The sequence below is a fragment of the Pseudomonas vancouverensis genome (assembly GCF_004348895.1).
In the GTDB taxonomy this organism is placed as follows: domain Bacteria; phylum Pseudomonadota; class Gammaproteobacteria; order Pseudomonadales; family Pseudomonadaceae; genus Aquipseudomonas; species Aquipseudomonas vancouverensis.
On record NZ_RRZK01000017.1, the window covers coordinates 20,173 to 39,480 of the forward strand.

The following is a 19,308-nucleotide window of genomic DNA, read 5'->3' on the forward strand; positions in this document are numbered from 1 at the left end:
ATGGCGCCATTAAAACGCTACTTGGCGCCTCGCCGCAGGAATATACTCAGGTAGAGGACTTGCTAAAACTTGATTTGTGAGTCAAGTTTTAGCGGCCCGAATTGTCTTCCGCCGGAGAAATCATGATCGTTGACCGTCAAGGCAGGCGTTTTCGCAATCTGCGAATCAGTCTGACCTCAGCCTGCAATTACGCTTGTACCTACTGCGTGCCCAACGGCAAGCGGCTGGTGGCTGCGCAGGATGAATTGTCAGCCGAAGCCATGGCCCGCGGTGTGGCTTACCTGATCGAAGCGGCCGGCATCGAGCGCTTGCGCATTACCGGCGGCGAGCCGCTGGTCAGTCCAAAGCTTGAAGCCTTCATGTCAGCAGTCGGCAAGATGGGCCTGGAAGACATCAGCCTGACCACCAACGGTCAATTGCTGGCCAAGAAGCTGCCGCTTCTGGTGGACGCAGGCATTCGGCGCATCAACGTTTCCCTCGATACTCTCGACGCCGGCGCATTCCGTGGTATTGCCCGGGGCGGCGACCTCGCCACTGTGCTTGACGGTATGAACGCAGCCAATGCGGCGGGGATGAAGATCAAGGTCAACATGGTGCCGTTGCGCGGGCAGAATCTGGATCAGGTGATGCCCTTGCTCGATTACTGCCTGGAGCGTGGTTACGAACTGCGTTTCATTGAGTTGATGCGCATGGGCCACCTGGCCAACGATTCCAATGCCTTCCTGCAACAGTTCGTCAGTTTGCAGCAATTGCTCAGCCTGATCGGCGAGCGCTACGAATACCTGCAAGCCGACGCGCCGGTCGATGCGACAGCCGTTCGCTATGAAATTCCAGGGCAGGGCTTTTTCGGGGTGATTGCCAACGAAAGCGTACCGTTCTGTCGCACCTGTTCGCGTTTGCGCCTGTCTTCCACCGGGTGGCTGCATGGTTGCCTGTCGTCGAGCAACCGCCACTACATCGGTGATCTGCTGGACAAACCCCGTCACCAGGCCTTGCCGGCCTTGCAACGCCTGCTGGTCAAAGCCCTGGGCGACAAGCAGGAAGTGGCATTCTCCGGTGGGGCAACAGTCATGAAGATCATCGGCGGCTAAGCCGTTCGCGAACCCTCTTATTTGCGGAGCTGGCGCGGAAGCTGCATCCAACGGCCATTCGCCGGTTTTCCGTCACCGGCCTCTGGAGGAATAGGATGCGTAGCCTGGTTTTGCTGCTGGCCGTTTTGGCGCTTGGTGGCTGCATGAGCGTCAGCGATATGGCCGAAGGGACTCGCTCGCAGATGAGCGATGCAGGATTGCTTGACCACAGCGACAGTCGTCGTGCGAACAATCTGCGTATCCAGCCTGATTCGTTTGTCTTCATTGCCCAGGGCGCTTTCATGCCGCCGGGCAGCGCCGTGTACCCGCGCCCTAACGTGATCGCTGAAGTCGCTTTCGACGGTTTCGTCGAATACTTCCCGATGGTTCGTCGTGCCCGTGGGCCGGAAGGTCTGGACCAGGCCATGGCCGAGGCTCGTGCGGCCGGCGCGCATTACCTGTTGTATACGCGATTCGCCAAGTCTGATGACCGTATCGGTAACTCGGACGAGTGGCTGGATCAAGAGGCGGTTGATCGTCTCGGTATCGACAGCGGCATGATTCAGCTCAGTTTGATCGAGACCAGTACCCAGTATTTGATTGATACTGCAACCATCAAGAGTCGTGGCGGTTTACTGACATTCCACGACAAGAAACCCGAAGACCTGATGGGCCCGCCGCTGGAACAATACGCGCGCAGCCTGCTGGGGATGAGCGACCAGTAATTTCAAGGAGAACGCCATGAGTGGCCCGCAAAAAGCCAACGACCTGCTGGGGCAAATCCCCAAGACCCAAGGCTTGCCACCGGTCCACTTGTGGAACCCCGACTTCTGCGGCGACATCGACATGCGCATCGCCCGGGACGGCAGCTGGTATTACCTGGGCACGCCGATCGGGCGCAAGCCGATGGTCAAGCTGTTCTCCACCATCATCCGCCGCGATGGCGATGATTATTTCCTCATCACACCGGTCGAGAAGGTCGGCATCAAGGTCGATGACGCTCCTTTCGTGGCGATTGCCGTAGAGGTGACAGGCGAGGGCGAGGCGCAGGTCCTGCGCTTTACCACCAACGTTGATGAAACCACCGAGGCCGGTGTGGAACATCCGATTCGCGTGGTGGTTGATCCGCTGACTCAGGAGCCTGCACCCTACGTGCATGTGCGCAGCAACCTTGAAGCACTGATCCATCGCAATGTGTTCTACCAACTGGTGGAGCTGGCGGTGAGTCGCGAGATCGAGGGGCAACGCTGGCTGGGCGTCTGGAGTGGGGGCGAGTTCTTTCCCATCGGCCTCGAGCCCTGACTGACGAACCCTGTGGGAGTCTGATGGCTCCCATTTTTTTGCCTGCTGTACAGACGTCCTTTGGTCACCTCCCTGAAATATTGATTGCACCCGTCGGCCGGTTTCGGTTATCACTTTGTACATGATTAGACAGGTACGATTCGACAAGAAACAACGGGTGGTCGACGAACTCATCCGGCGCATCGAAAGCGGTCTCATGGAAGACGGCTTTCATCTGCCCGGTGAACATCAGTTGGCTCAGGAATTCAACGTCAGCCGTGGCACCTTGCGCGAGGCGCTGGCCGAATTGAAACGGCGCAAGTACATCGCGACGCAAAGTGGTGTTGGCTCCATCGTCACCTTTGACGGTGTGCCGCTGGATCAACGCAGCGGCTGGGCCCAGGCACTGGCGGACAGCGGGGCGATGGTCAACACCGAAGTCCTGCGCCTGGAAGCTGTGACGCGTCCTGACCTGCTGTCGCGCTTCGGCACCGATCAGTTCATTACCCTCGACCGCCGTCGCCGCTCGACCGACGGCACGCTCGTCTCGCTTGAGCGTTCGCTGATGCCTGCCAGCGGAGGCCTGGAGAGCCTGCCGCGCGTAGGGCTGATCGACAATTCCCTGACCATCACCCTGGCGGCCTACGGTTACGTCGGGGATCGCGGCGACCAGTGGATCGGCGCCGAGCCCTTGAATGCAGTGGACGCCGAACTGCTCGGCCGGCCGGAAGGTACGGTTTTCCTCAAGGCGCTGCGTACCACCTACGACCGTCAGAATCGCTTCATGGAGCTGGTGGAGAGCTTGCTCGATCCCGTGCACTTCCGTCTGCACCTGCAATTTGGAACCTCGAAATGACTGCGCTCAACCGTGCCATGGGCGCGTTCTACGGATTGGCCCTGGGCGATGCCCTGGGCATGCCGACGCAATCCCTGAGTCGCGCCGAGATCAAGGCGCGTTTTGGTGAAATCACCGACCTGGAAGATGCCGGTCCCCATCAACCCATCGCCGCCAACATGCCCAAGGGCTCGATCACCGACGATACCGAGCAAGCCATTCTGGTCGGTCAGTTACTGGTTGAAGGTGGCGGCAAGATTGAGCCGGCAGTGCTCGCGCAACGCCTGATCGACTGGGAAGCGGTGATGCGCGCCAAAGGCTCGCAGGACCTGCTCGGCCCATCGACCAAGCGGGCGATCGAGATGATTCTCGCCGGGCATTCGCCGGAAGAGGCGGGACGCTACGGCACCACCAACGGTGCGGCGATGCGCATCACGCCGGTCGGCATTGCGGCGAATGTGGCCGATGCCGGACGTTTCATCCAGGCCGTGGTGCAGGCTTGCCAGGTCACCCACAACACCACCCTGGGCATATCCAGTGCCGCAGCGGTGGCCGCAGTAATCTCTGCCGGGATCAACGGCATGGACCTCGGCGAAGCACTGAACCTTGGTCAGCAAATCGCCCAGCAGGCCGAGCGCCATGGCCACTGGGTAGCCGGTGGACGCATCGCTTCACGCATCAGTTGGGCACGCAGCATCAGTGTCGACAGTGACAAGGCCATGTTGGCCGACTTGCTGTATGACGTGATCGGCACTTCGGTGGCGTCCCAAGAGTCGGTGGTGGTCTCGTTTGCCCTGGCCCAGCAAGTGGCCATCGGTGAAATGAACGCCTTCGAAGCCCTGTGCATGGCCGCCAGCCTGGGCGGCGACACGGACACCATCGCGGCGATTCTTGGCGCGATGCTGGGAGCTTGCCTGGGGCTTGAGAGCTGGCCTGTCGAGATGATCGACAAGGTCAAGGTAGTCAATGCGCTGGAACTGGAGCCTCTGGTGAAAGGACTGTTGGCTTTGCGCTGACGGTACTGGCGCCCTCGCCGAGCAAATGTGAAAACCCGCAACGGAACGCAAGAACACGGCCAGGACGGCCGGGTTGTTGTGTCGACGTACGTCTTTGCCCACAACCACAATAAATGGCAACAGGAGCATTTTTCATGAGTTCAACCAACGCCGGGCAAAACGCCGGGCAACTGGAAACCCGCGGCATCGAACCGGTGCCGGAAAGCGAGTGCAACGGGCACCCGCTGCAACTGTTCTGGGTCTGGTTCGCCGCCAACATTTCCATTCTCGGATTACCGCTAGGGGCGACCCTGGTCGCGTTTCGCGGCCTGGCGATCTGGCAGGCGATCATCGTCGCGATCCTCGGCGCCGCCGGCTCCTTCGCCGTGGTCGGGATCATCTCCATCGCCGGTCGACGTGGCCGGGCACCGAGCCTGACACTGTCACGGGCGATCTTCGGTGTACGCGGCAATATCGGCCCGACCCTGGTCTCGCTGATGTCGCGCCTGGGCTGGGAAACCGTCAACACCACCACCGCAGCCTTCGTGCTGTTGTCGCTGTGCTCGATCCTGTTCGGCTCGCCGGTGGAAGCGAAAAGCGCACCGGTGCTAACCTTGATCTTCATTGCGATTTTCGTGCTGCTGACCTTGTCGGTGTCCGGTCTCGGTCATGCGACCTTGCTGGTCATCCAGAAGTGGGCGACCTACGTGTTCGGCGCGCTGAACATTCTGGTCGGTGGTTTCCTGTGCGCCACCATCGACTGGAGCGCGGTGTTCAATGCCACGCCGGCACCCCTCAGCGCCATGATCATCGGGGTCGGTACCATGGCGGCCGGTACCGGGATCGGTTGGGCCAACGCCGGTGCCGACATGTCGCGTTACCAGCATCGCAGCGTCAAGGCGGTACGGTTGGTGGCGTCGGCGGCGTTTGGCGCGGGTATCCCGCTGGTGTTGCTGATCACCCTCGGCGGGCTGCTGTCGGTGGGTAACAACGACCTGGCCCAAGCCACCGACCCGATCATTGCGATCCGTGACATGCTGCCGACCTGGATGGCTGTGCCGTACCTGATCACCGCGTTCGGCGGCCTGCTGTTGTCGAACAACCTGTCGGTGTATTCCGCCGGCCTGACCACGCTGACCCTCGGCCTGAAGGTCAAGCGTGTCTACGCAGTGGTGGTCGACATCGTCGCGATCTTCGCCGGCTCGATTTACTTCATGTTGATCGCCGACAGTTTCTACGGCCCGTTCATCACCTTCATCTCGTTGCTGGCGGTGCCGATTACCGCCTGGGTCGGCATTTTTGTGGTCGACCTGATGCACCGTCACTACTACAGCCCGAAGGATCTGCTCGACGTCAGCCCGAGCAGCGCCTACTGGTATCGCGGCGGTATCGAGTGGCGCGCGTTCGGTGCCTGGGCTTTCGCCATCGTCTTGGGATTCAGCTTCACTACCATCGGCACCACGGCGCAGAACGTCTGGTTCAAAGGCTTCCTGTCGGACTCGTGGCTGGGCCACAACGGTCTCGGCTGGATCGTGACCTTCGTCGTCGCCGGCGGGATCTACTGGATACTCGGCGGTTCCAAGGATCGCCGCGCCGCACAGGTCGAGAACGCTCATGCCTAGAATGCTGCACACCGGCCAGGTCATCATCGACCTGGTCATGGCCGTGGACAAACTGCCGGAGAAGGGCGGCGATGTCCTCGCTCAATCCGCGAGTTTCGAGGCCGGCGGCGGTTTCAATGTGATGGCCGCCGCCCAGCGCAACGGGCTGCCGGTGGTCTACCTGGGCCGTCACGGTAGCGGACGTTTCGGTGATCTGGCTCGCGATGCGATGCACGCTGAAGGGATTCGCATCGGCCTGGTCGATCGTGCGCCGCGCGATACCGGTTTGTGCGTGGCCATCACCGATGCATCGGCCGAACGCAGTTTTGTCTCCTACATTGGAGCCGAGGGCGAACTGAGCGCCGAGGACTTGGCCAGTGTTACGGTCGAGGCGGACGATTATGTGTACGTCAGCGGCTACAGCCTGCTGCACGTGGGCAAGGCGCAAGCGCTGGTGGACTGGACCCTGGCGCTGCCCGATAGCGTGAAAGTGGTGTTCGATCCGGGCCCGTTGGTGGACTCACCGGATGCACCGTTGATGCAGGCCTTGCTGGCACGCATTGATGTGTGGACCAGCAATGCGGTCGAGGCGCTGAAATTTACCGGTGCCACAGACATCGCGGCGGCACTCGAGCGCCTCACCGTGCATCTCCCGGCCAGCGTGCTGATGGTCGTGCGTGACGGGCCGCAAGGCTGCTGGGTCAGTCAAGGCGGCGAGCGTCGGCATGTGCCGGGATTCAAGGTCGAAGCTGTAGACAGCAACGGAGCGGGTGACGCTCATGCCGGGGTATTTGTGGCGGGGTTGGCGCAGGGACTGTCTTCATTCGATGCAGCGCGCCGGGCCAATGCCGCAGCTGCGTTGGCGGTGACTCGTTGGGGTCCTGCGACTTCGCCGGGAACGGATGAAGTGGATGCGCTGATCGGGAACTCCGCCAACGATTGATCTGCCGCCATCGTCGGAACGCCGCCCGGAGCGAGTCTGCTTGCGATCTTGCTACTGACTGATGCCGCCTTCCTTGCCCGAACTGTCGGTCGTGCTGGAACCAAGACCACCGCTGCTGGGCGTCTTGGTGTCTGGCAGATTCATTCCACCTTGACGCCCGGCATCATTGCCCTGAATGCGCGGATCGGTGCCGGTGGAGGGTGGCAAGTTACTGTCGATCCCCACGCCGTCGGTGTTCAGGCCCGGGGCACTCTGGATGGCCGGTGCCCTGGGTTTCTCCACCGGATTGGTCGGGCCCGTGCTCGAGCCGAGGGTGCCGGCGAGGGCGACAGAAGACATCACGGTAGTCAGGATCAGGGCGGACAATCTGGACAGGCTCATGGTGTCGTCTCCAACGAATAGAGTCCTATCTGATTAGTCCGCCCGTGAGGGCAAAGGGTGCCTGACGTGCGACGAACGGCTCAGGCCCGCTGCAACGCCCTGGTCGTGGACAGTCGGCGCCAGATCAATCGGCCCACAGTGATCAGCCAGTTGAGTGAGGCAACAGCCAGCACCGTGAGCAACAGTGTGCCCATGCCTTGTTCGACGATGATTTTTCCCGCCAGCAAGGGAAAGCCGAACACACCGATGAAGTACGACAGGCTGAACAGCAGCAAGGATTGCGCGGTGGTGCCGTTCGGTGCCTCGTTGGCGGCCAGGCCGTTGATCACCGAATAGGTCAGGCCGTATCCGACACCGAGCATCACCGCCGCGAGCAAGTAGGTGAAGCCGCTGTCGACGACAAAACCGAACATCACGATGGACGCCAGCATCAAGCCGGACAGCAGGCATGAGGCACGGAACGGATCACGCTTGACGACAAAACCGGCGATCAGCATGCGCCCGCTGATGGCGGCACTCATGAAGCCGAGGAAAAACAGCGAATAGTCCAGCGAGCGCGCGGCGGCATAGCTGGTCTGGAAGCTCGACAGGCCACCGAACACGCAGCCACCGAGGCCGACCATGATGATCGGGAACACGGCTTTGGAGGACAGCACCTGACCGGCTGAACGCCAAGAAATGCGCGATACGGCCGTGGTCTGCACGGCGGCCTGCTTCAGCTGCCGATCCAGGCGCCAGAACAGCAATACGCCGATCAGGCTGGCCAGCGCGGCCAGGTAGAATGCGGCCGTCACCGGATAGCCAAATGCGCTGGCTGCCCGACCGAGCAACGGGCCGCTGCCAATCCCGGTCATCATGCTGCCCGACAGCAAGGCGAAATATTTGGCCCGCTGGGTGGGAGTCACCAGACTCGCCACAATGATCGGCCCCAGGGTGTAGAACACGCCCCAGCCCAGCCCCAGCAACAAACCAAAAAGCAGCAATAGATGGCCAAACCCCGGCGTCAGGGCAAAGCCCAGGCTGGCTGCCACCAGCAGCACACCGAACAGCGCCACCGAGCGCGCGGCGCCAAGCAGATCGGACAAATGTCCGGAGACGATGACGGCGGCAAAGGTACTGAGCATGGCGGCCGAAATCACACTGCCGGCATCGTGTTCGTTGCCGCCACGGGAACTGATCAACAGCGATAGCAAGAACGTCGAGCCGTAGGACAACGACAACAGATAACTGGCCAGGCAAAACAGCCCGAACAACTTGCCTGAAACGGGGGGTGTTGCGGTAGACATGACGCGGTTCCTTGACCGGATAAATGAGCAGCCTGCCTATCTAAGCATGTCTGGGCGCCATGTTAGGTCCGAGGTTACCGATTCCAGGGTTAGTGAGCAGCGGAGTAAAGCCTGCGCCCATGTGGTTGATGACGTTTTGATTTCCCATGTGACGAGCGCCACGCGTCGTCTTAGTATGGTGTCTTTCTCCTCCGACAAGGCACGTCCATGACGATTGAAATCCGCCCGGCGACCCCCAGTGATGCACCTCAAATCCTTGCGTTCATCACTGAACTGGCCGACTACGAACGTGCCCGTCATGAAGTCATCGCCAGCGTTGCCGATATCGAGCGCAGCCTGTTCAGCGAGGGCGCCACGGCCCATGGCCTGATCTGCCTGCGCGATGGCGCGCCGATTGGTTTCGCGGTGTTCTTCTTCAGCTATTCCACCTGGCTGGGCAGCAACTGCCTGTACCTCGAAGACCTGTACATCACCCCGGAACAGCGCGGTGGCGGGGCGGGCAAAACCCTGCTGCGCCATCTGGCGAAAATCGCCTGTGCCAATGACTGTGGGCGCTTTGAATGGAGCGTACTGGAGTGGAACACCCCGGCCATCGAGTTCTATAAATCCCTGGGTGCCCAGCCGCAGGAAGAGTGGGTCCGCTATCGCATGGATGGCGCGGTATTGCGCGATTTCGCTGCGGGTAACTGAGTCTTTTCCAAAGCCCGGCCCATTCACCCTCTGAAGCAGGTGAGACGATGCAGGCGCAATTGATCGCTGTGGATTGGGGAACAACCTCGCTGCGTGCCTACAAGCTGGCGGAAGGTGGCCACGTGCTTGAACAGCGCTCGCTGGCGGCCGGCATCATGCACTTGCCCGTGTCGCCGCGGGTCATTCGCGGCCAGGCGTGCAGCAACGGTTTTGAACTGGCGTTCGATGAAGCCTGCGGCGACTGGCTCGATGCACAACCCGATCTGCCGGTGATTGCCTGTGGCATGGTCGGCAGCGCCCAGGGCTGGTGCGAAGTGCCCTATCTCGACACGCCGGCCAATGTCGCCACGCTTGGACAGGCGCTACATGCGGTGCGTAGTCTTCGCGGAGTCGATGTGCACATCGTGCCCGGTGTCATTGAGCGCTCGCGTTTGCCGAATGTCATGCGTGGTGAAGAAACCCAGGTGCTTGGCGTGCTGCACCGTCTGGCGGGGGAGGCGGGCAGTGATCTGTTGATCGGATTGCCGGGCAGCCATTCGAAATGGGTCGAGGCGGCGGATGGCTGCATCGTGCATTTCGATACCTTCATGACCGGCGAAGTGTTCGCCGTGCTCAGTGAGCACAGCATCCTCGGACGTACCCAGCAACGCGGCGGAGCTTTCGATGAGGCCGCGTTCGATCGTGGGGTGCAGGTGGCGCTGTCCAGGGAAGGCGAAAGCGGTCCGCTGTCGACTTTGTTCAGCGCACGCAGCCTCGGCTTGACCGGTGAACTGAGTGCCACCGCTCAGGTGGATTATCTGTCCGGTCTGCTCATCGGTCATGAACTGTCAGCGCTGGCCAACACTCAGCGTCGCCGTCGAAACGATGCACGCCTGCCGTCAATCATCCTCATCGGCAATGCCCAGCTCTGCAACCGTTACAGCCGGGCGCTGAACGCTTGCGGCTTTGCAAATGTGACACAGGCCGAGCAGGCCACCGAACGCGGATTGTGGCAGCTGGCGCTTGCCGCCGGCCTGATCGCCTCCCGTTAAACCCGATTGGAGGTCCGACATGTTCAAGCAAGCCCTGGCGCACAACGGTTTGATCGCCATCCTGCGTGGCGTCCAGCCGCAGGAAGCGGCCACCATTGGCCAAGCCCTGTATGACGCCGGTTTTCGTCTGATCGAAGTGCCGCTGAACTCCCCGCAACCCTACGACAGCATCCACATCCTGCGGACTGCCTTGCCGGATGATTGCCTGATCGGCGCCGGCACGGTGTTGACGCCGGAGCAGGTCGCCGAAGTGAAATTCGCGGGGGGCGAGTTGATTGTCATGCCCCACAGTGATCCTCAAGTGATGCGCGCAGCCAAGGCCGCTGGGCTGTACCTGGCGCCAGGTGTTGCCACGCCGACCGAGGCCTTCGCGGCACTGGCCGAAGGCGCGGACGTGCTGAAGCTGTTTCCGGCCGAACAGATGGGGCCGGCGGTCGTTCGCGCCTGGCTGGCCGTGTTGCCGCCCGACACGGCGCTGGTGCCGGTGGGCGGCATTACACCGGACAACATGCAGGTCTACCTCGAGGCGGGCGTCAAGGGCTTCGGCCTGGGTTCCGGTTTGTTCAAGCCGGGCATGAGCGCGCAACAGGTGGCGGCCAATGCGGCGGCTTATGTGGTCGCTACGGGCGTTCGACGGTCAATGTGAAAATCCCGGGCAACAAAAAGGCCCCCATAAAGGGAGCCTTGATGTGCAACGGTTCGGCTTACATGTTCGGGTAAGTCGGGCCGCCGGCGCCTTCCGGTGTCACCCAGGTGATGTTCTGCGAAGGGTCCTTGATGTCACAGGTCTTGCAGTGCACGCAGTTCTGGGCGTTGATCTGGAAGCGCTTCTCGCCGTCTTCCTTGGTGATCACCTCGTACACGCCGGCCGGGCAGTAACGCTGGGCCGGTTCATCGTACAGCGGCAGGTTCTTGCTGATCGGGATGCTCGGGTCGGTCAGCTTGAGGTGGCACGGCTGCTCTTCTTCGTGGTTGGTGCCGGAGATGAACACCGAGCTCAATTTGTCGAAGCTGATCTTGCCGTCCGGTTTCGGGTAGTCGATCTTCTTGCAGTCGGCCGCCAGTTTCAGGCAAGCGTAATCCGGCTTGGTGTCGTGCAGGGTGAACGGCAGTTTGCCGCCGAAGATGTTCTGGTCCAGCCAGTTGAAACCACCGCCGACGATGGCGCCGAACTTGTGGATCGCCGGGCCGAAGTTGCGGCTGGCGAACAGTTCTTCGTAGAGCCAGCTCTTCTTGAACGCGTCGACGTAGGTGGTCAGTTCTTCAGTGCCGTCTTTTTCGGCGAACAGCGCGTCAGCCACCGACTCAGCGGCGAGCATGCCGGACTTCATCGCGGTGTGGCTGCCCTTGATCTTGGCGAAGTTCAGGGTGCCGAGGTCGCAACCGATCAGCGCGCCGCCCTTGAAGACCATTTTCGGCAACGAGTTCAGGCCGCCTTTACAGATGGCGCGGGCACCGTAGCTGACGCGTTTGCCGCCTTCCAGGTACTGCTTGAGCACCGGGTGATGCTTGAGGCGCTGGAACTCGTCGAACGGCGACAGGTAGGTGTTGCTGTAGGACAGGTCGACGATCAGGCCGACGACCACCTGGTTGTTCTCCAGGTGATAGAGGAACGAGCCTCCGGTGTTCTCGGTGCCCATGATGTCCATCGGCCAACCGGCGGTGTGAACCACCAGGCCTGGCTGGTGCTTGGCCGGGTCGATTTCCCAGATTTCCTTGAGACCGATGCCGTAGTGCTGGGCGTCGGCATCGCTGTCGAGGTTGAAACGCTTGATCAGCTGCTTGCCGATGTGGCCACGGCAACCTTCGGCGAACAGCGTGTACTTGCCACGCAGTTCCATGCCCGGGGTGTACAGGCCTTCTTTCGGATGGCCTTCGCGGTCAACGCCCAGGTCGCCGGTGATGATCCCGCGCACCACGCCGTTTTCATCGATCAGCGCTTCCTGAGCAGCGAAGCCCGGGTAGATTTCCACGCCGAGGTTCTCGGCCTGCTGGGCCAGCCAGCGGCACAGGTTGCCCAGGGAGATGATGTAGTTGCCTTCGTTGTGCATGGTCTTGGGCACAAAGAAGTCAGGAATTTTCTGCGCGCTTTCGGCATTCTTCAGGACGAAGATGTCGTCGCGGGTGACCGGCGTGTTCAGTGGGGCGCCGAGTGCTTTCCAGTCCGGGAACAGTTCGTTCAGGGCGCGTGGTTCAAACACGGCACCGGACAGAATGTGAGCACCGACTTCGGAGCCTTTTTCGACCACGCAGACGCTGATTTCCTTACCGGCTTCAGCAGCCTTCTGCTTCAAGCGGCAGGCAGCGGAAAGACCAGCGGGGCCGGCACCGACGATGACAACGTCGAATTCCATGTATTCGCGTTCCACAGGTTATCTCCTACTCAAGGCTCAACAGTTTTTTTTCTAATTGGAGGTTGGGTGTCGCATCCGTGAATCTCGGCGCAACGCCGGGAAGGGACAATCGATTAACCACCTTTCTCTCTGGGTGGCGCATTATATCTACACCACTCTCAGCGTCCAATACAAACGTTTGTTTGAATTGGCTCAAAGCCGCAGAAATCAAAGTCACGCGCCTTATGAACGGCCATTTTGGCGTATTGACCGGAATAGGCGTTCCGGTCAAGATACGGGCGGTTTTGCGCTCGCCGTAGGCTGGCACCTGGTTTCAAGAGCACCTCTAAAGACAGGGCGATGGCAGTAGAAAGTGATCAACGGCGCGGCTTTGGCGCGCAGTTTACACGTCGTGGAATTGAATGACTCGTCAGTCACTGCTGACGAACGGTCATCAACATCATGAGCGATGGTCACTTGACACGTATGCCGGCGTTTTTAGAGGTGCCCTTGGCCCGATGAGCATCAACCGCCAGGTTCGCCTAGGCGACTTTCTTTTCACCGGAGAGTAACGAGGAATCCATGAAGGTTCTTGTAGCTGTCAAACGCGTTGTGGATTACAACGTCAAGGTCCGCGTCAAGGCGGACAATTCCGGCGTCGATCTTGCCAACGTCAAGATGTCGATGAACCCGTTCTGCGAGATCGCCGTTGAAGAAGCCGTACGCCTGAAAGAGAAAGGCGTTGCGACTGAAATCGTCGTCGTCTCCGTCGGCCCGTCCACCGCTCAGGAGCAACTGCGCACCGCGCTGGCTCTGGGTGCCGACCGCGCCATCCTCGTCGAGTCCGCCGAAGACCTGACTTCCCTGGCTGTGGCCAAGCTGCTCAAAGCCGTTGTCGACAAGGAACAGCCTCAGCTGGTGATCCTCGGCAAACAGGCCATCGACAGCGACAACAACCAGACTGGCCAGATGCTCGCTGCATTGAGCGGCTACGGTCAGGGTACCTTCGCTTCGAAAGTCGAAATCAGCGGCGACAGCGTCGCTGTGACCCGTGAAATCGACGGCGGCGCGCAGACCGTTTCCCTGAAACTGCCGGCGATCGTCACCACCGACCTGCGTTTGAACGAGCCGCGTTATGCGTCCCTGCCAAACATCATGAAAGCCAAGAAGAAGCCTCTCGAGACGCTGACTCCGGACGCTTTGGGCGTTTCCACCGCCTCCACCAACAAGACCGTCAAAGTCGAAGCGCCTGCTGCACGCAGCGCGGGTATCAAGGTCAAGTCGGTGGCTGAACTGGTCGAGAAACTGAAAAACGAAGCGAAGGTAATCTAAATGACTATCTTGGTTATTGCTGAACACGACAACAAAGTGCTGGCCCCGGCCACGCTGAACACCGTTGCTGCCGCTGCCAAAATCGGTGGTGACATCCACGTGCTGGTAGCCGGTCAGGGCGCTGGCGCCGTGGCAGAAGCCGCTGCGCAAGTGGCTGGCGTGGCGAAAGTGCTGGTAGCCGACAACGCTGCCTACGCTCACCAGTTGCCGGAAAACATCGCTCCTCTGGTTGCAGAGTTGGGCAAGGGCTACAGCCACATCCTGGCTGCCGCCACTTCCAACGGCAAAAACATCCTGCCGCGCGTTGCCGCTGCCCTGGACGTTGACCAGATCTCCGAGATCATCTCGGTTGAAAGCGCTGACACCTTCAAGCGTCCGATCTACGCCGGTAACGCCATTGCTACCGTGCAATCGAACGCTGCCGTGAAAGTGATCACCGTACGTGCCACCGGTTTCGACCCGGTTGCCGCTACCGGTGGTTCGGCTGCCGTTGAAGCTGTAGCTGCTGCTCACGACGCTGGCATCTCCAGCTTCGTTGGCGAAGAGCTGGCCAAGTCCGATCGTCCGGAACTGACCGCTGCCAAGATCGTCGTTTCCGGCGGCCGCGGCATGCAGAACGGCGACAACTTCAAACACCTGTACGCCCTGGCCGACAAGCTGGGCGCTGCCGTCGGTGCTTCGCGCGCCGCGGTCGACGCAGGTTTCGTCCCGAACGACATGCAGGTCGGTCAGACCGGCAAGATCGTTGCTCCTCAGCTGTACATCGCCGTCGGTATTTCCGGCGCGATCCAGCACCTGGCCGGCATGAAAGACTCCAAAGTGATCGTTGCGATCAACAAGGACGAAGAAGCGCCGATCTTCCAGGTGGCCGATTACGGCCTGGTGGCGGACCTGTTCGAAGCCATCCCTGAGCTGGAGAAGCTGGTCTAAACCGGCTGCTTCACTTATAAAGAGCCCGACCTTCTGGTCGGGCTTTTTTTTGCCTCGCTTTCTGCAGGTGCGAGCTTGCTCGCGATGGTCTCGGATGCGCCGCGTTTGTCCAGAATTAACGCGTCATCGCTAACGCTCTTTGCGAGCACGCTTCCACAGGGGGGCGTCACCAGATTTGAGTAGAGAGTGTCGTCATGGAACTGCGCCTTGTTTGGAGTCTGCTGGGATTGACGCTTTTGCCAGCGCTGTCTTTCGCCGCAGGCAAATGCGAACACCTTGTCGTCACCGGCAGCCCGGATGCACCGCCGTATCTATGGCAGGATCCGCAAAACCCCAAACACCTGATCGGTGCCAGCGCTGATTTGTTGCAGCAGGTGGCGGGGGAGTTAGGACTCAAGGTTGAATTGCTGTACGCCGGCAAACGTTCCCAGGCCCTGGATGAAGTGCGCAGCGGACGCATGGACATGCTTGCCGATGCGTCCCTGACGGTCAGCGAACTGGAGACGCTGGATTACATCCATCCATCCCTGCTGAAAAACGATTACCTGGTCTGGACCCGCAAGGACTCAGCATTGGTCTACAACGAGGCACAAGACCTTCAGGGGCATCCCGGTGCCGTATCGGAAAAGGCTCGCCTGTCCGCGCCATTCAGCACGTTCGCCCAACAGCAACTGACACTCACGCAAACTTCCGGCCTGACTCCGGCCTTTCAGAAGCTGCTGCTGGGTGAAGCCGAATTCGTCATCGCCGGCCGCTACTCGGGCATGGCCACCGTGCAGACACTGGGCATGGCCGCAGACCTGATTGCGCGCCCGCAACCGATCGACAGGCCCGGGCTGTTTCTGGCTATTTCCCACAACTCGGCCTGCAACGATCCCTGGTTGCGCGGACAGTTGACTAAAAAGATGACAGAATTGCCCGCGTCCGGACTGGCGGAGGCCGCTCTGTTGCGCAATGTAGAGCGTTGGAAGGCACAGCTTTCGCAACCGCAAGCAAAAGCGCCGCAACCACCCGCCAGTACCCCAAAACAGTAGGGATTTTTAGTGAGTATTCGACCTCTTTTCGCTGCCATGGCCGTATTGGCCCTGGCGGGGTGTGCGACCGATCCGGCGCCGAACGAGCAAATGCGCCTGACCGAACAGGCACTCGAACAGGCCAAGGCCGTGGGTGCCAACGCTGACGAAATGCCGGAAATGAAATTGGCTGAAGACAAGTTCAACCGCGCCAAAGGCAGCATGAATGATGAGTCCTACAAGAATGCGCGCATGCGCTCCGAGCAGGCCGAACTGGATGCACGCTTGGCTGAAGCCAAGGTGCTGACGCTCAAGAGCGAAGAACAACTGAACGTCCTCAATACCCGCATTGCCCGACTGCGCAAGCAACTGGGAGATGCCGAATGAACCTCAAACGCAAAATATTCGGCAGCCTGATCCTGGTGAGCAGCGCCAGCCTGTTTGGCTGTGCCGGCCAGCACAGCGAAAATGCCCTGCAGCAGGCGAGTGCCGACTTCCAGGCGGTCAAGGAAGATTCCAATGTGTTGCGCATTGCGCCCAAGGATGTGATTCGCGCAGGCGAATCCCTGGCTCGCGCCGATCGCCTGTCCAGTTACTGGGGCAGCGGTTCCGACGTGGTCCATTACGCCTACCTGAGCCAGCGTTACAGTGCGATTGCCAGAGAGCACACTCAGCAGGCGCTTAACGAAGAGCGTGCGGCCAAGCTCGAGTTGGAGCGCCAGCGCCTGCAATTGGCCTTGCGTGAGTCGAAACTGGCGAGTGTGCAGCAGCAAGGCAAGTGGCTTGAAGAGCAGATCGCCGCGATGACCACCAATCAGACCGACCGTGGCCTGGTGATGACCCTGGGCGACATGTTGTTCGATACGGGCGAGGCCGAGTTGAAGAACTCAGCCAATCGCGTGGTGTTGAAGATAGTTCAGTTCCTGCAGCTCAATCCCAAGCGCATGGTGCGTATCGAGGGCTACACCGACAGTACCGGCGGCAAGCAGGAAAACCTTCAGTTGTCGCGCGATCGTGCGCAGTCTGTCGCGGATCTGCTGATGGACCTGGGGATCGACGACAAGCGCATCCTGGTCGAAGGCTACGGCGATGAGTACCCGGTGGATGCCAATGCCTCCGAGCGGGGCCGCGCACAAAACCGTCGGGTGGAAATTGTGTTCTCCGACGAAACCGGCCAGCTCGGCGCGTCCCGCTAAGGGTTGCGTCACTGGAAAGCCCGGCCCGCCAAGCGCGCCGGGCTTTTTTATGCCTGCGGATTATCCGTGCAGCACGTCGCAAACCAGTACAGATGTTGCTGACACAGCACTGTACGGTCGACTATTGTGGCAACTGTCCCAGTACACTTCTAAACTGTTCCGGTATTGTTTCAAACTAATAATAAAATGCCCGTGATATCGAGTGCTGCGTCATGACCAATCTTTTGCTCTACCAACGTATTGCTCAGCAGCTGGCTGAAGACATCCGCCGTGGGGTGTACCAGCCGGGTGAGCGCGTGCCATCGGTGCGCAAGATGAGCTCGCAGCTCAACGTCAGCCATGCAACTGTGTTGCAGGCCTACGCCAACCTCGAAGATCAGGGGCTGATCCGTGCGCGGCCGCAATCGGGCTATTACGTGCACCAGACACCGGCGCTGACGGCACCGACGCCGGACATTGCGCGGGTCGAACGCCCGGGGCTGGTCACCCGCAGCAGCATCATTCAACAGGTCCTGGTCGAATCCCGTCGTGAAGGCGTGTTCCCGCTGGGCGCAGCGGTGCCCAGTGTCGACTACCTGCCGGTGCGGGCGTTGCATCAGCAATTGGCCAAGGTCACCCGTTTCCACAGCCCCCGGGCTTTCAGCTACATGTTCAGCCCCGGTTTTGAGCCCTTGCGCCGCCAGGTGGCGATCCGCATGCGTGATGCCGGGGTCGTGGTTGATCCTTCAGAGGTCGTGATTACCCACGGTTGCGTTGATGCATTGCAGATGTCGTTGCGCGTATTGACCCGTCCGGGCGATCTGATTGCCGCCGAATCGCCAACTTATTACGGCTTGCTGCAACTGGCCGACCTGCTCGGGCTCAAGGTCATCGAGATTCCCAGTGATCCATCGACCGGCATGAGCCTGGAAGCGCTGCAACTGGCGGCCAACCAGTGGTCGATCAAGGCGCTGGTACTGACCACCCGGCTGAGCAATCCGTTGGGTGGCACCATGCCCGAAGAGCGGCAGAAACAGTTGCTGCGCCTGGCGTCCGACTTCGATATCCAGATTGTCGAAGACGATATCTATGGCGAACTGATGTTCGAGCAGGGCCGTACCAAGTCACTCAAGGCTTATGACCGGCTGGACCGGGTGATCTATTGCTCGAGTTTCTCCAAGACCCTGTCGCCAGGGGTGCGCATCGGCTGGATGATCGCCGGCAAATACCAGCAGGAAATCCAGCGCCTGCAAACCTTCAGCACCCATTCGGCGTGCAGCGTCACGCAGATGGGCATCGCGGCCTATCTGGAAAATGGCGGCTACGACCGGCATTTACGTTACATCCGCCAGGAGTATCGAAAAAACCTCAGTGCGTTTCAGCTGGCGGTGCAGCAGTACTTCCCGGAAGGCACGCAAATGACCCGGCCTACCGGTGGTTTCATCCTGTGGGTCAGTCTGCCGGGGCGGGTCAACACTCAGGAACTGCACGTGCGGGCACTGCAGCAGGGCATCAGTATTGCGCCGGGACTGATCTTCAGTAACACCGAGCAGTTCAATCACTGCATCCGCCTCAATTGCGGCATACCGTGGAACCGTGAGGCCGATCGTGCGCTGATGACCCTGGGCATGCTGGCCACCCAGCTCTGTCAGGAGACGGCTGGCGGCCTGTGACCGTTGGCCGCGCTTGTCTTGTAGACGGCAACAGGCGAGCATATGCACCTCTACCGTTTGCACTGTTGGGTCCATGAAACCGATTTTTCCTGCCGTCTGGCTTCTGTTTTGCCTGTTGATGAGCGTTCAGCCAGCCTCCGCCGTCGCCGCCACCGAGCAGGAACTCCAGACCACCGGCAGTTTTCACCTCGCACCCTACGAGCCTGAGCCGGTGAAAAAAGCCGCTCCAGCCAGGAAACAGACGGCGGCGGAAAAAAAACAGGCGGCAGCCGCAAAAAAACGCGCCCCTGTTGCTTCAAAATCCAAACCGGCCAGTGAGGTGGTGAAAACCGAACTGCCATCCGCCCAGCTGGATTTGCGCTTGCCGCGAGAGATGGTCCAGGAGCTGAAACCCGTCGGTACCGTGCCCTTGCCCAAACATGATGCGCTGTTGCCGCCCATGTTCGGTGACAAAACCAGCAGCAGCCCGTTCCAGCTCAATGGGCGGTTGCTCAGCAATGAAATGCAGCTGCAGCGACGCAATGAAGAGCGCCACGAGGTTGAAGGCGCGGCCCTCGACATTCAGTTCAAGCAATAACGTCACCCGATCCGGAAGCCGCAGACCAGACGCTTTGTCGGAGACTGGTCGGTCACGCCCGATTGAAATGAAAAACCCGCTGGCGGGTAATTTAAAACAACTGTTTAAGCGGTTACTCTGTGGCACGTCCTGTAACACATTGTTCGTCGCGAGGAGTTTGTC

Annotated in this window: 20 protein-coding genes; 17 read left to right on the top strand and 3 right to left on the bottom strand. The window is 60.4% G+C overall.

The genetic code is table 11. From position 1 onward, the window contains the following. Nucleotides 1-122 precede the first annotated feature (122 nt). The 7 genes from EIY72_RS13140 to EIY72_RS13170 all read left to right on the top strand — a co-directional run bounded on the left by EIY72_RS13140 (nucleotide 123) and on the right by EIY72_RS13170 (nucleotide 6,725). Nucleotides 123-1,091, top strand: a complete 969-nt coding sequence (locus tag EIY72_RS13140) for a GTP 3',8-cyclase MoaA (RefSeq protein ID WP_093216056.1) — start codon at nucleotides 123-125, stop codon at nucleotides 1,089-1,091. A 95-nt stretch (nucleotides 1,092-1,186) separates the two neighbouring features. After that, the gene (locus tag EIY72_RS13145; RefSeq protein ID WP_093216061.1) at nucleotides 1,187-1,795 is read left to right on the top strand and encodes a DUF4823 domain-containing protein; all 609 of its coding nucleotides are present in this window, start codon (nucleotides 1,187-1,189) and stop codon (nucleotides 1,793-1,795) included. A gap of 16 nt (nucleotides 1,796-1,811) precedes the next feature. Then, nucleotides 1,812-2,372 carry a DUF1285 domain-containing protein gene (locus EIY72_RS13150; protein ID WP_093216066.1) on the top strand — a complete coding sequence of 187 codons (561 nt, stop codon included), beginning with the start codon at nucleotides 1,812-1,814 and terminating at the stop codon, nucleotides 2,370-2,372. Between the two features lie 121 nt (nucleotides 2,373-2,493). Beyond that, complete coding sequence (locus tag EIY72_RS13155; RefSeq protein WP_093216071.1) at nucleotides 2,494-3,207, top strand: GntR family transcriptional regulator; 714 nt, start codon at nucleotides 2,494-2,496, stop codon at nucleotides 3,205-3,207. Beyond that, nucleotides 3,204-4,202, top strand: coding sequence for an ADP-ribosylglycohydrolase family protein (locus tag EIY72_RS13160; protein ID WP_093216075.1), 999 nt, complete (start codon nucleotides 3,204-3,206; stop codon nucleotides 4,200-4,202). The genes EIY72_RS13155 and EIY72_RS13160 overlap by 4 nt, the downstream gene beginning before the upstream one ends. Before the next feature lie 134 nt (nucleotides 4,203-4,336). Further along, nucleotides 4,337-5,803: a purine-cytosine permease family protein gene (locus tag EIY72_RS13165; protein ID WP_093216080.1), complete on the top strand. Its 1,467-nt coding sequence runs from the start codon at nucleotides 4,337-4,339 to the stop codon at nucleotides 5,801-5,803. Further along, nucleotides 5,796-6,725: a PfkB family carbohydrate kinase gene (locus EIY72_RS13170; protein WP_093216085.1), complete on the top strand. Its 930-nt coding sequence runs from the start codon at nucleotides 5,796-5,798 to the stop codon at nucleotides 6,723-6,725. The genes EIY72_RS13165 and EIY72_RS13170 overlap by 8 nt, the downstream gene beginning before the upstream one ends. Nucleotides 6,726-6,776: 51 nt before the next feature. On the opposite strand, the gene EIY72_RS13175 is transcribed toward EIY72_RS13170, so the two are convergent. Continuing rightward, nucleotides 6,777-7,106, bottom strand: a complete 330-nt coding sequence (locus EIY72_RS13175) for a hypothetical protein (RefSeq protein WP_093216089.1) — start codon at nucleotides 7,104-7,106, stop codon at nucleotides 6,777-6,779. 80 nt (nucleotides 7,107-7,186) lie between these two features. Continuing rightward, the gene (locus EIY72_RS13180) at nucleotides 7,187-8,392 is read right to left on the bottom strand and encodes an MFS transporter (RefSeq protein WP_093216094.1); all 1,206 of its coding nucleotides are present in this window, start codon (nucleotides 8,390-8,392) and stop codon (nucleotides 7,187-7,189) included. Nucleotides 8,393-8,599: 207 nt separating this feature from the next. Between EIY72_RS13180 and EIY72_RS13185 the strand changes: the two genes are divergently transcribed. From EIY72_RS13185 to EIY72_RS13195, 3 genes are read left to right on the top strand one after another with little or no spacing between them, the layout of a single operon-like run. Further along, nucleotides 8,600-9,082 carry a GNAT family N-acetyltransferase gene (locus tag EIY72_RS13185; protein ID WP_093216099.1) on the top strand — a complete coding sequence of 161 codons (483 nt, stop codon included), beginning with the start codon at nucleotides 8,600-8,602 and terminating at the stop codon, nucleotides 9,080-9,082. 47 nt (nucleotides 9,083-9,129) lie between these two features. Then, entirely contained in the window at nucleotides 9,130-10,113 is a 984-nt protein-coding gene (locus tag EIY72_RS13190) for a 2-dehydro-3-deoxygalactonokinase (RefSeq protein ID WP_093216104.1), read from the top strand. 19 nt (nucleotides 10,114-10,132) lie between these two features. Next, on the top strand, nucleotides 10,133-10,759 hold the full coding sequence (locus tag EIY72_RS13195; protein WP_093216109.1) for a 2-dehydro-3-deoxy-6-phosphogalactonate aldolase: 627 nt from the start codon (nucleotides 10,133-10,135) through the stop codon (nucleotides 10,757-10,759). Nucleotides 10,760-10,817: 58 nt separating this feature from the next. Here the strand turns inward: EIY72_RS13195 and EIY72_RS13200 are convergent, their stop codons facing one another. Next, the gene (locus EIY72_RS13200; RefSeq protein ID WP_093216112.1) at nucleotides 10,818-12,482 is read right to left on the bottom strand and encodes an electron transfer flavoprotein-ubiquinone oxidoreductase; all 1,665 of its coding nucleotides are present in this window, start codon (nucleotides 12,480-12,482) and stop codon (nucleotides 10,818-10,820) included. A 546-nt stretch (nucleotides 12,483-13,028) separates the two neighbouring features. On the opposite strand from EIY72_RS13200, the gene EIY72_RS13205 reads away from it, so the two are divergent. The 7 genes from EIY72_RS13205 (at nucleotide 13,029) to EIY72_RS13235 (ending at nucleotide 19,146) form a co-directional block, all read left to right on the top strand. Further along, nucleotides 13,029-13,778, top strand: coding sequence for an electron transfer flavoprotein subunit beta/FixA family protein (locus EIY72_RS13205; RefSeq protein ID WP_008017740.1), 750 nt, complete (start codon nucleotides 13,029-13,031; stop codon nucleotides 13,776-13,778). Further along, nucleotides 13,779-14,708: an electron transfer flavoprotein subunit alpha/FixB family protein gene (locus EIY72_RS13210; RefSeq protein ID WP_093216117.1), complete on the top strand. Its 930-nt coding sequence runs from the start codon at nucleotides 13,779-13,781 to the stop codon at nucleotides 14,706-14,708. A gap of 194 nt (nucleotides 14,709-14,902) precedes the next feature. Further along, complete coding sequence (locus EIY72_RS13215) at nucleotides 14,903-15,742, top strand: substrate-binding periplasmic protein (RefSeq protein ID WP_093216122.1); 840 nt, start codon at nucleotides 14,903-14,905, stop codon at nucleotides 15,740-15,742. A gap of 9 nt (nucleotides 15,743-15,751) precedes the next feature. Further along, nucleotides 15,752-16,108, top strand: a complete 357-nt coding sequence (locus tag EIY72_RS13220; protein ID WP_197678823.1) for a DUF4398 domain-containing protein — start codon at nucleotides 15,752-15,754, stop codon at nucleotides 16,106-16,108. Further along, complete coding sequence (locus tag EIY72_RS13225; RefSeq protein ID WP_093216131.1) at nucleotides 16,105-16,917, top strand: OmpA family protein; 813 nt, start codon at nucleotides 16,105-16,107, stop codon at nucleotides 16,915-16,917. Before EIY72_RS13220 ends, EIY72_RS13225 begins: the two co-directional genes overlap by 4 nt. 212 nt (nucleotides 16,918-17,129) lie before the next feature. Then, complete coding sequence (locus tag EIY72_RS13230) at nucleotides 17,130-18,569, top strand: aminotransferase-like domain-containing protein (protein WP_093216135.1); 1,440 nt, start codon at nucleotides 17,130-17,132, stop codon at nucleotides 18,567-18,569. A 73-nt stretch (nucleotides 18,570-18,642) separates the two neighbouring features. Continuing rightward, nucleotides 18,643-19,146 (top strand): translation initiation factor 2, encoded by a 504-nt coding sequence (locus tag EIY72_RS13235; protein WP_093216140.1) that lies wholly within the window; start codon nucleotides 18,643-18,645, stop codon nucleotides 19,144-19,146. The last annotated feature ends 162 nt before the right edge of the window (nucleotides 19,147-19,308 follow it).

Coding starts and splice junctions, on each gene's coding strand:
- EIY72_RS13160 (WP_093216075.1), top strand. CDS start 3,204: ATGACTGCGCTCAACCGTGCCATGGGCGCGTTCTACGGATTGGCCCTG.
- EIY72_RS13210 (WP_093216117.1), top strand. CDS start 13,779: ATGACTATCTTGGTTATTGCTGAACACGACAACAAAGTGCTGGCCCCG.
- EIY72_RS13195 (WP_093216109.1), top strand. CDS start 10,133: ATGTTCAAGCAAGCCCTGGCGCACAACGGTTTGATCGCCATCCTGCGT.
- EIY72_RS13225 (WP_093216131.1), top strand. CDS start 16,105: ATGAACCTCAAACGCAAAATATTCGGCAGCCTGATCCTGGTGAGCAGC.
- EIY72_RS13140 (WP_093216056.1), top strand. CDS start 123: ATGATCGTTGACCGTCAAGGCAGGCGTTTTCGCAATCTGCGAATCAGT.
- EIY72_RS13215 (WP_093216122.1), top strand. CDS start 14,903: ATGGAACTGCGCCTTGTTTGGAGTCTGCTGGGATTGACGCTTTTGCCA.
- EIY72_RS13170 (WP_093216085.1), top strand. CDS start 5,796: ATGCCTAGAATGCTGCACACCGGCCAGGTCATCATCGACCTGGTCATG.
- EIY72_RS13185 (WP_093216099.1), top strand. CDS start 8,600: ATGACGATTGAAATCCGCCCGGCGACCCCCAGTGATGCACCTCAAATC.
- EIY72_RS13155 (WP_093216071.1), top strand. CDS start 2,494: ATGATTAGACAGGTACGATTCGACAAGAAACAACGGGTGGTCGACGAA.
- EIY72_RS13175 (WP_093216089.1), bottom strand. CDS start 7,106: ATGAGCCTGTCCAGATTGTCCGCCCTGATCCTGACTACCGTGATGTCT.
- EIY72_RS13180 (WP_093216094.1), bottom strand. CDS start 8,392: ATGTCTACCGCAACACCCCCCGTTTCAGGCAAGTTGTTCGGGCTGTTT.
- EIY72_RS13190 (WP_093216104.1), top strand. CDS start 9,130: ATGCAGGCGCAATTGATCGCTGTGGATTGGGGAACAACCTCGCTGCGT.
- EIY72_RS13205 (WP_008017740.1), top strand. CDS start 13,029: ATGAAGGTTCTTGTAGCTGTCAAACGCGTTGTGGATTACAACGTCAAG.
- EIY72_RS13145 (WP_093216061.1), top strand. CDS start 1,187: ATGCGTAGCCTGGTTTTGCTGCTGGCCGTTTTGGCGCTTGGTGGCTGC.
- EIY72_RS13230 (WP_093216135.1), top strand. CDS start 17,130: ATGACCAATCTTTTGCTCTACCAACGTATTGCTCAGCAGCTGGCTGAA.
- EIY72_RS13150 (WP_093216066.1), top strand. CDS start 1,812: ATGAGTGGCCCGCAAAAAGCCAACGACCTGCTGGGGCAAATCCCCAAG.
- EIY72_RS13165 (WP_093216080.1), top strand. CDS start 4,337: ATGAGTTCAACCAACGCCGGGCAAAACGCCGGGCAACTGGAAACCCGC.
- EIY72_RS13235 (WP_093216140.1), top strand. CDS start 18,643: ATGAAACCGATTTTTCCTGCCGTCTGGCTTCTGTTTTGCCTGTTGATG.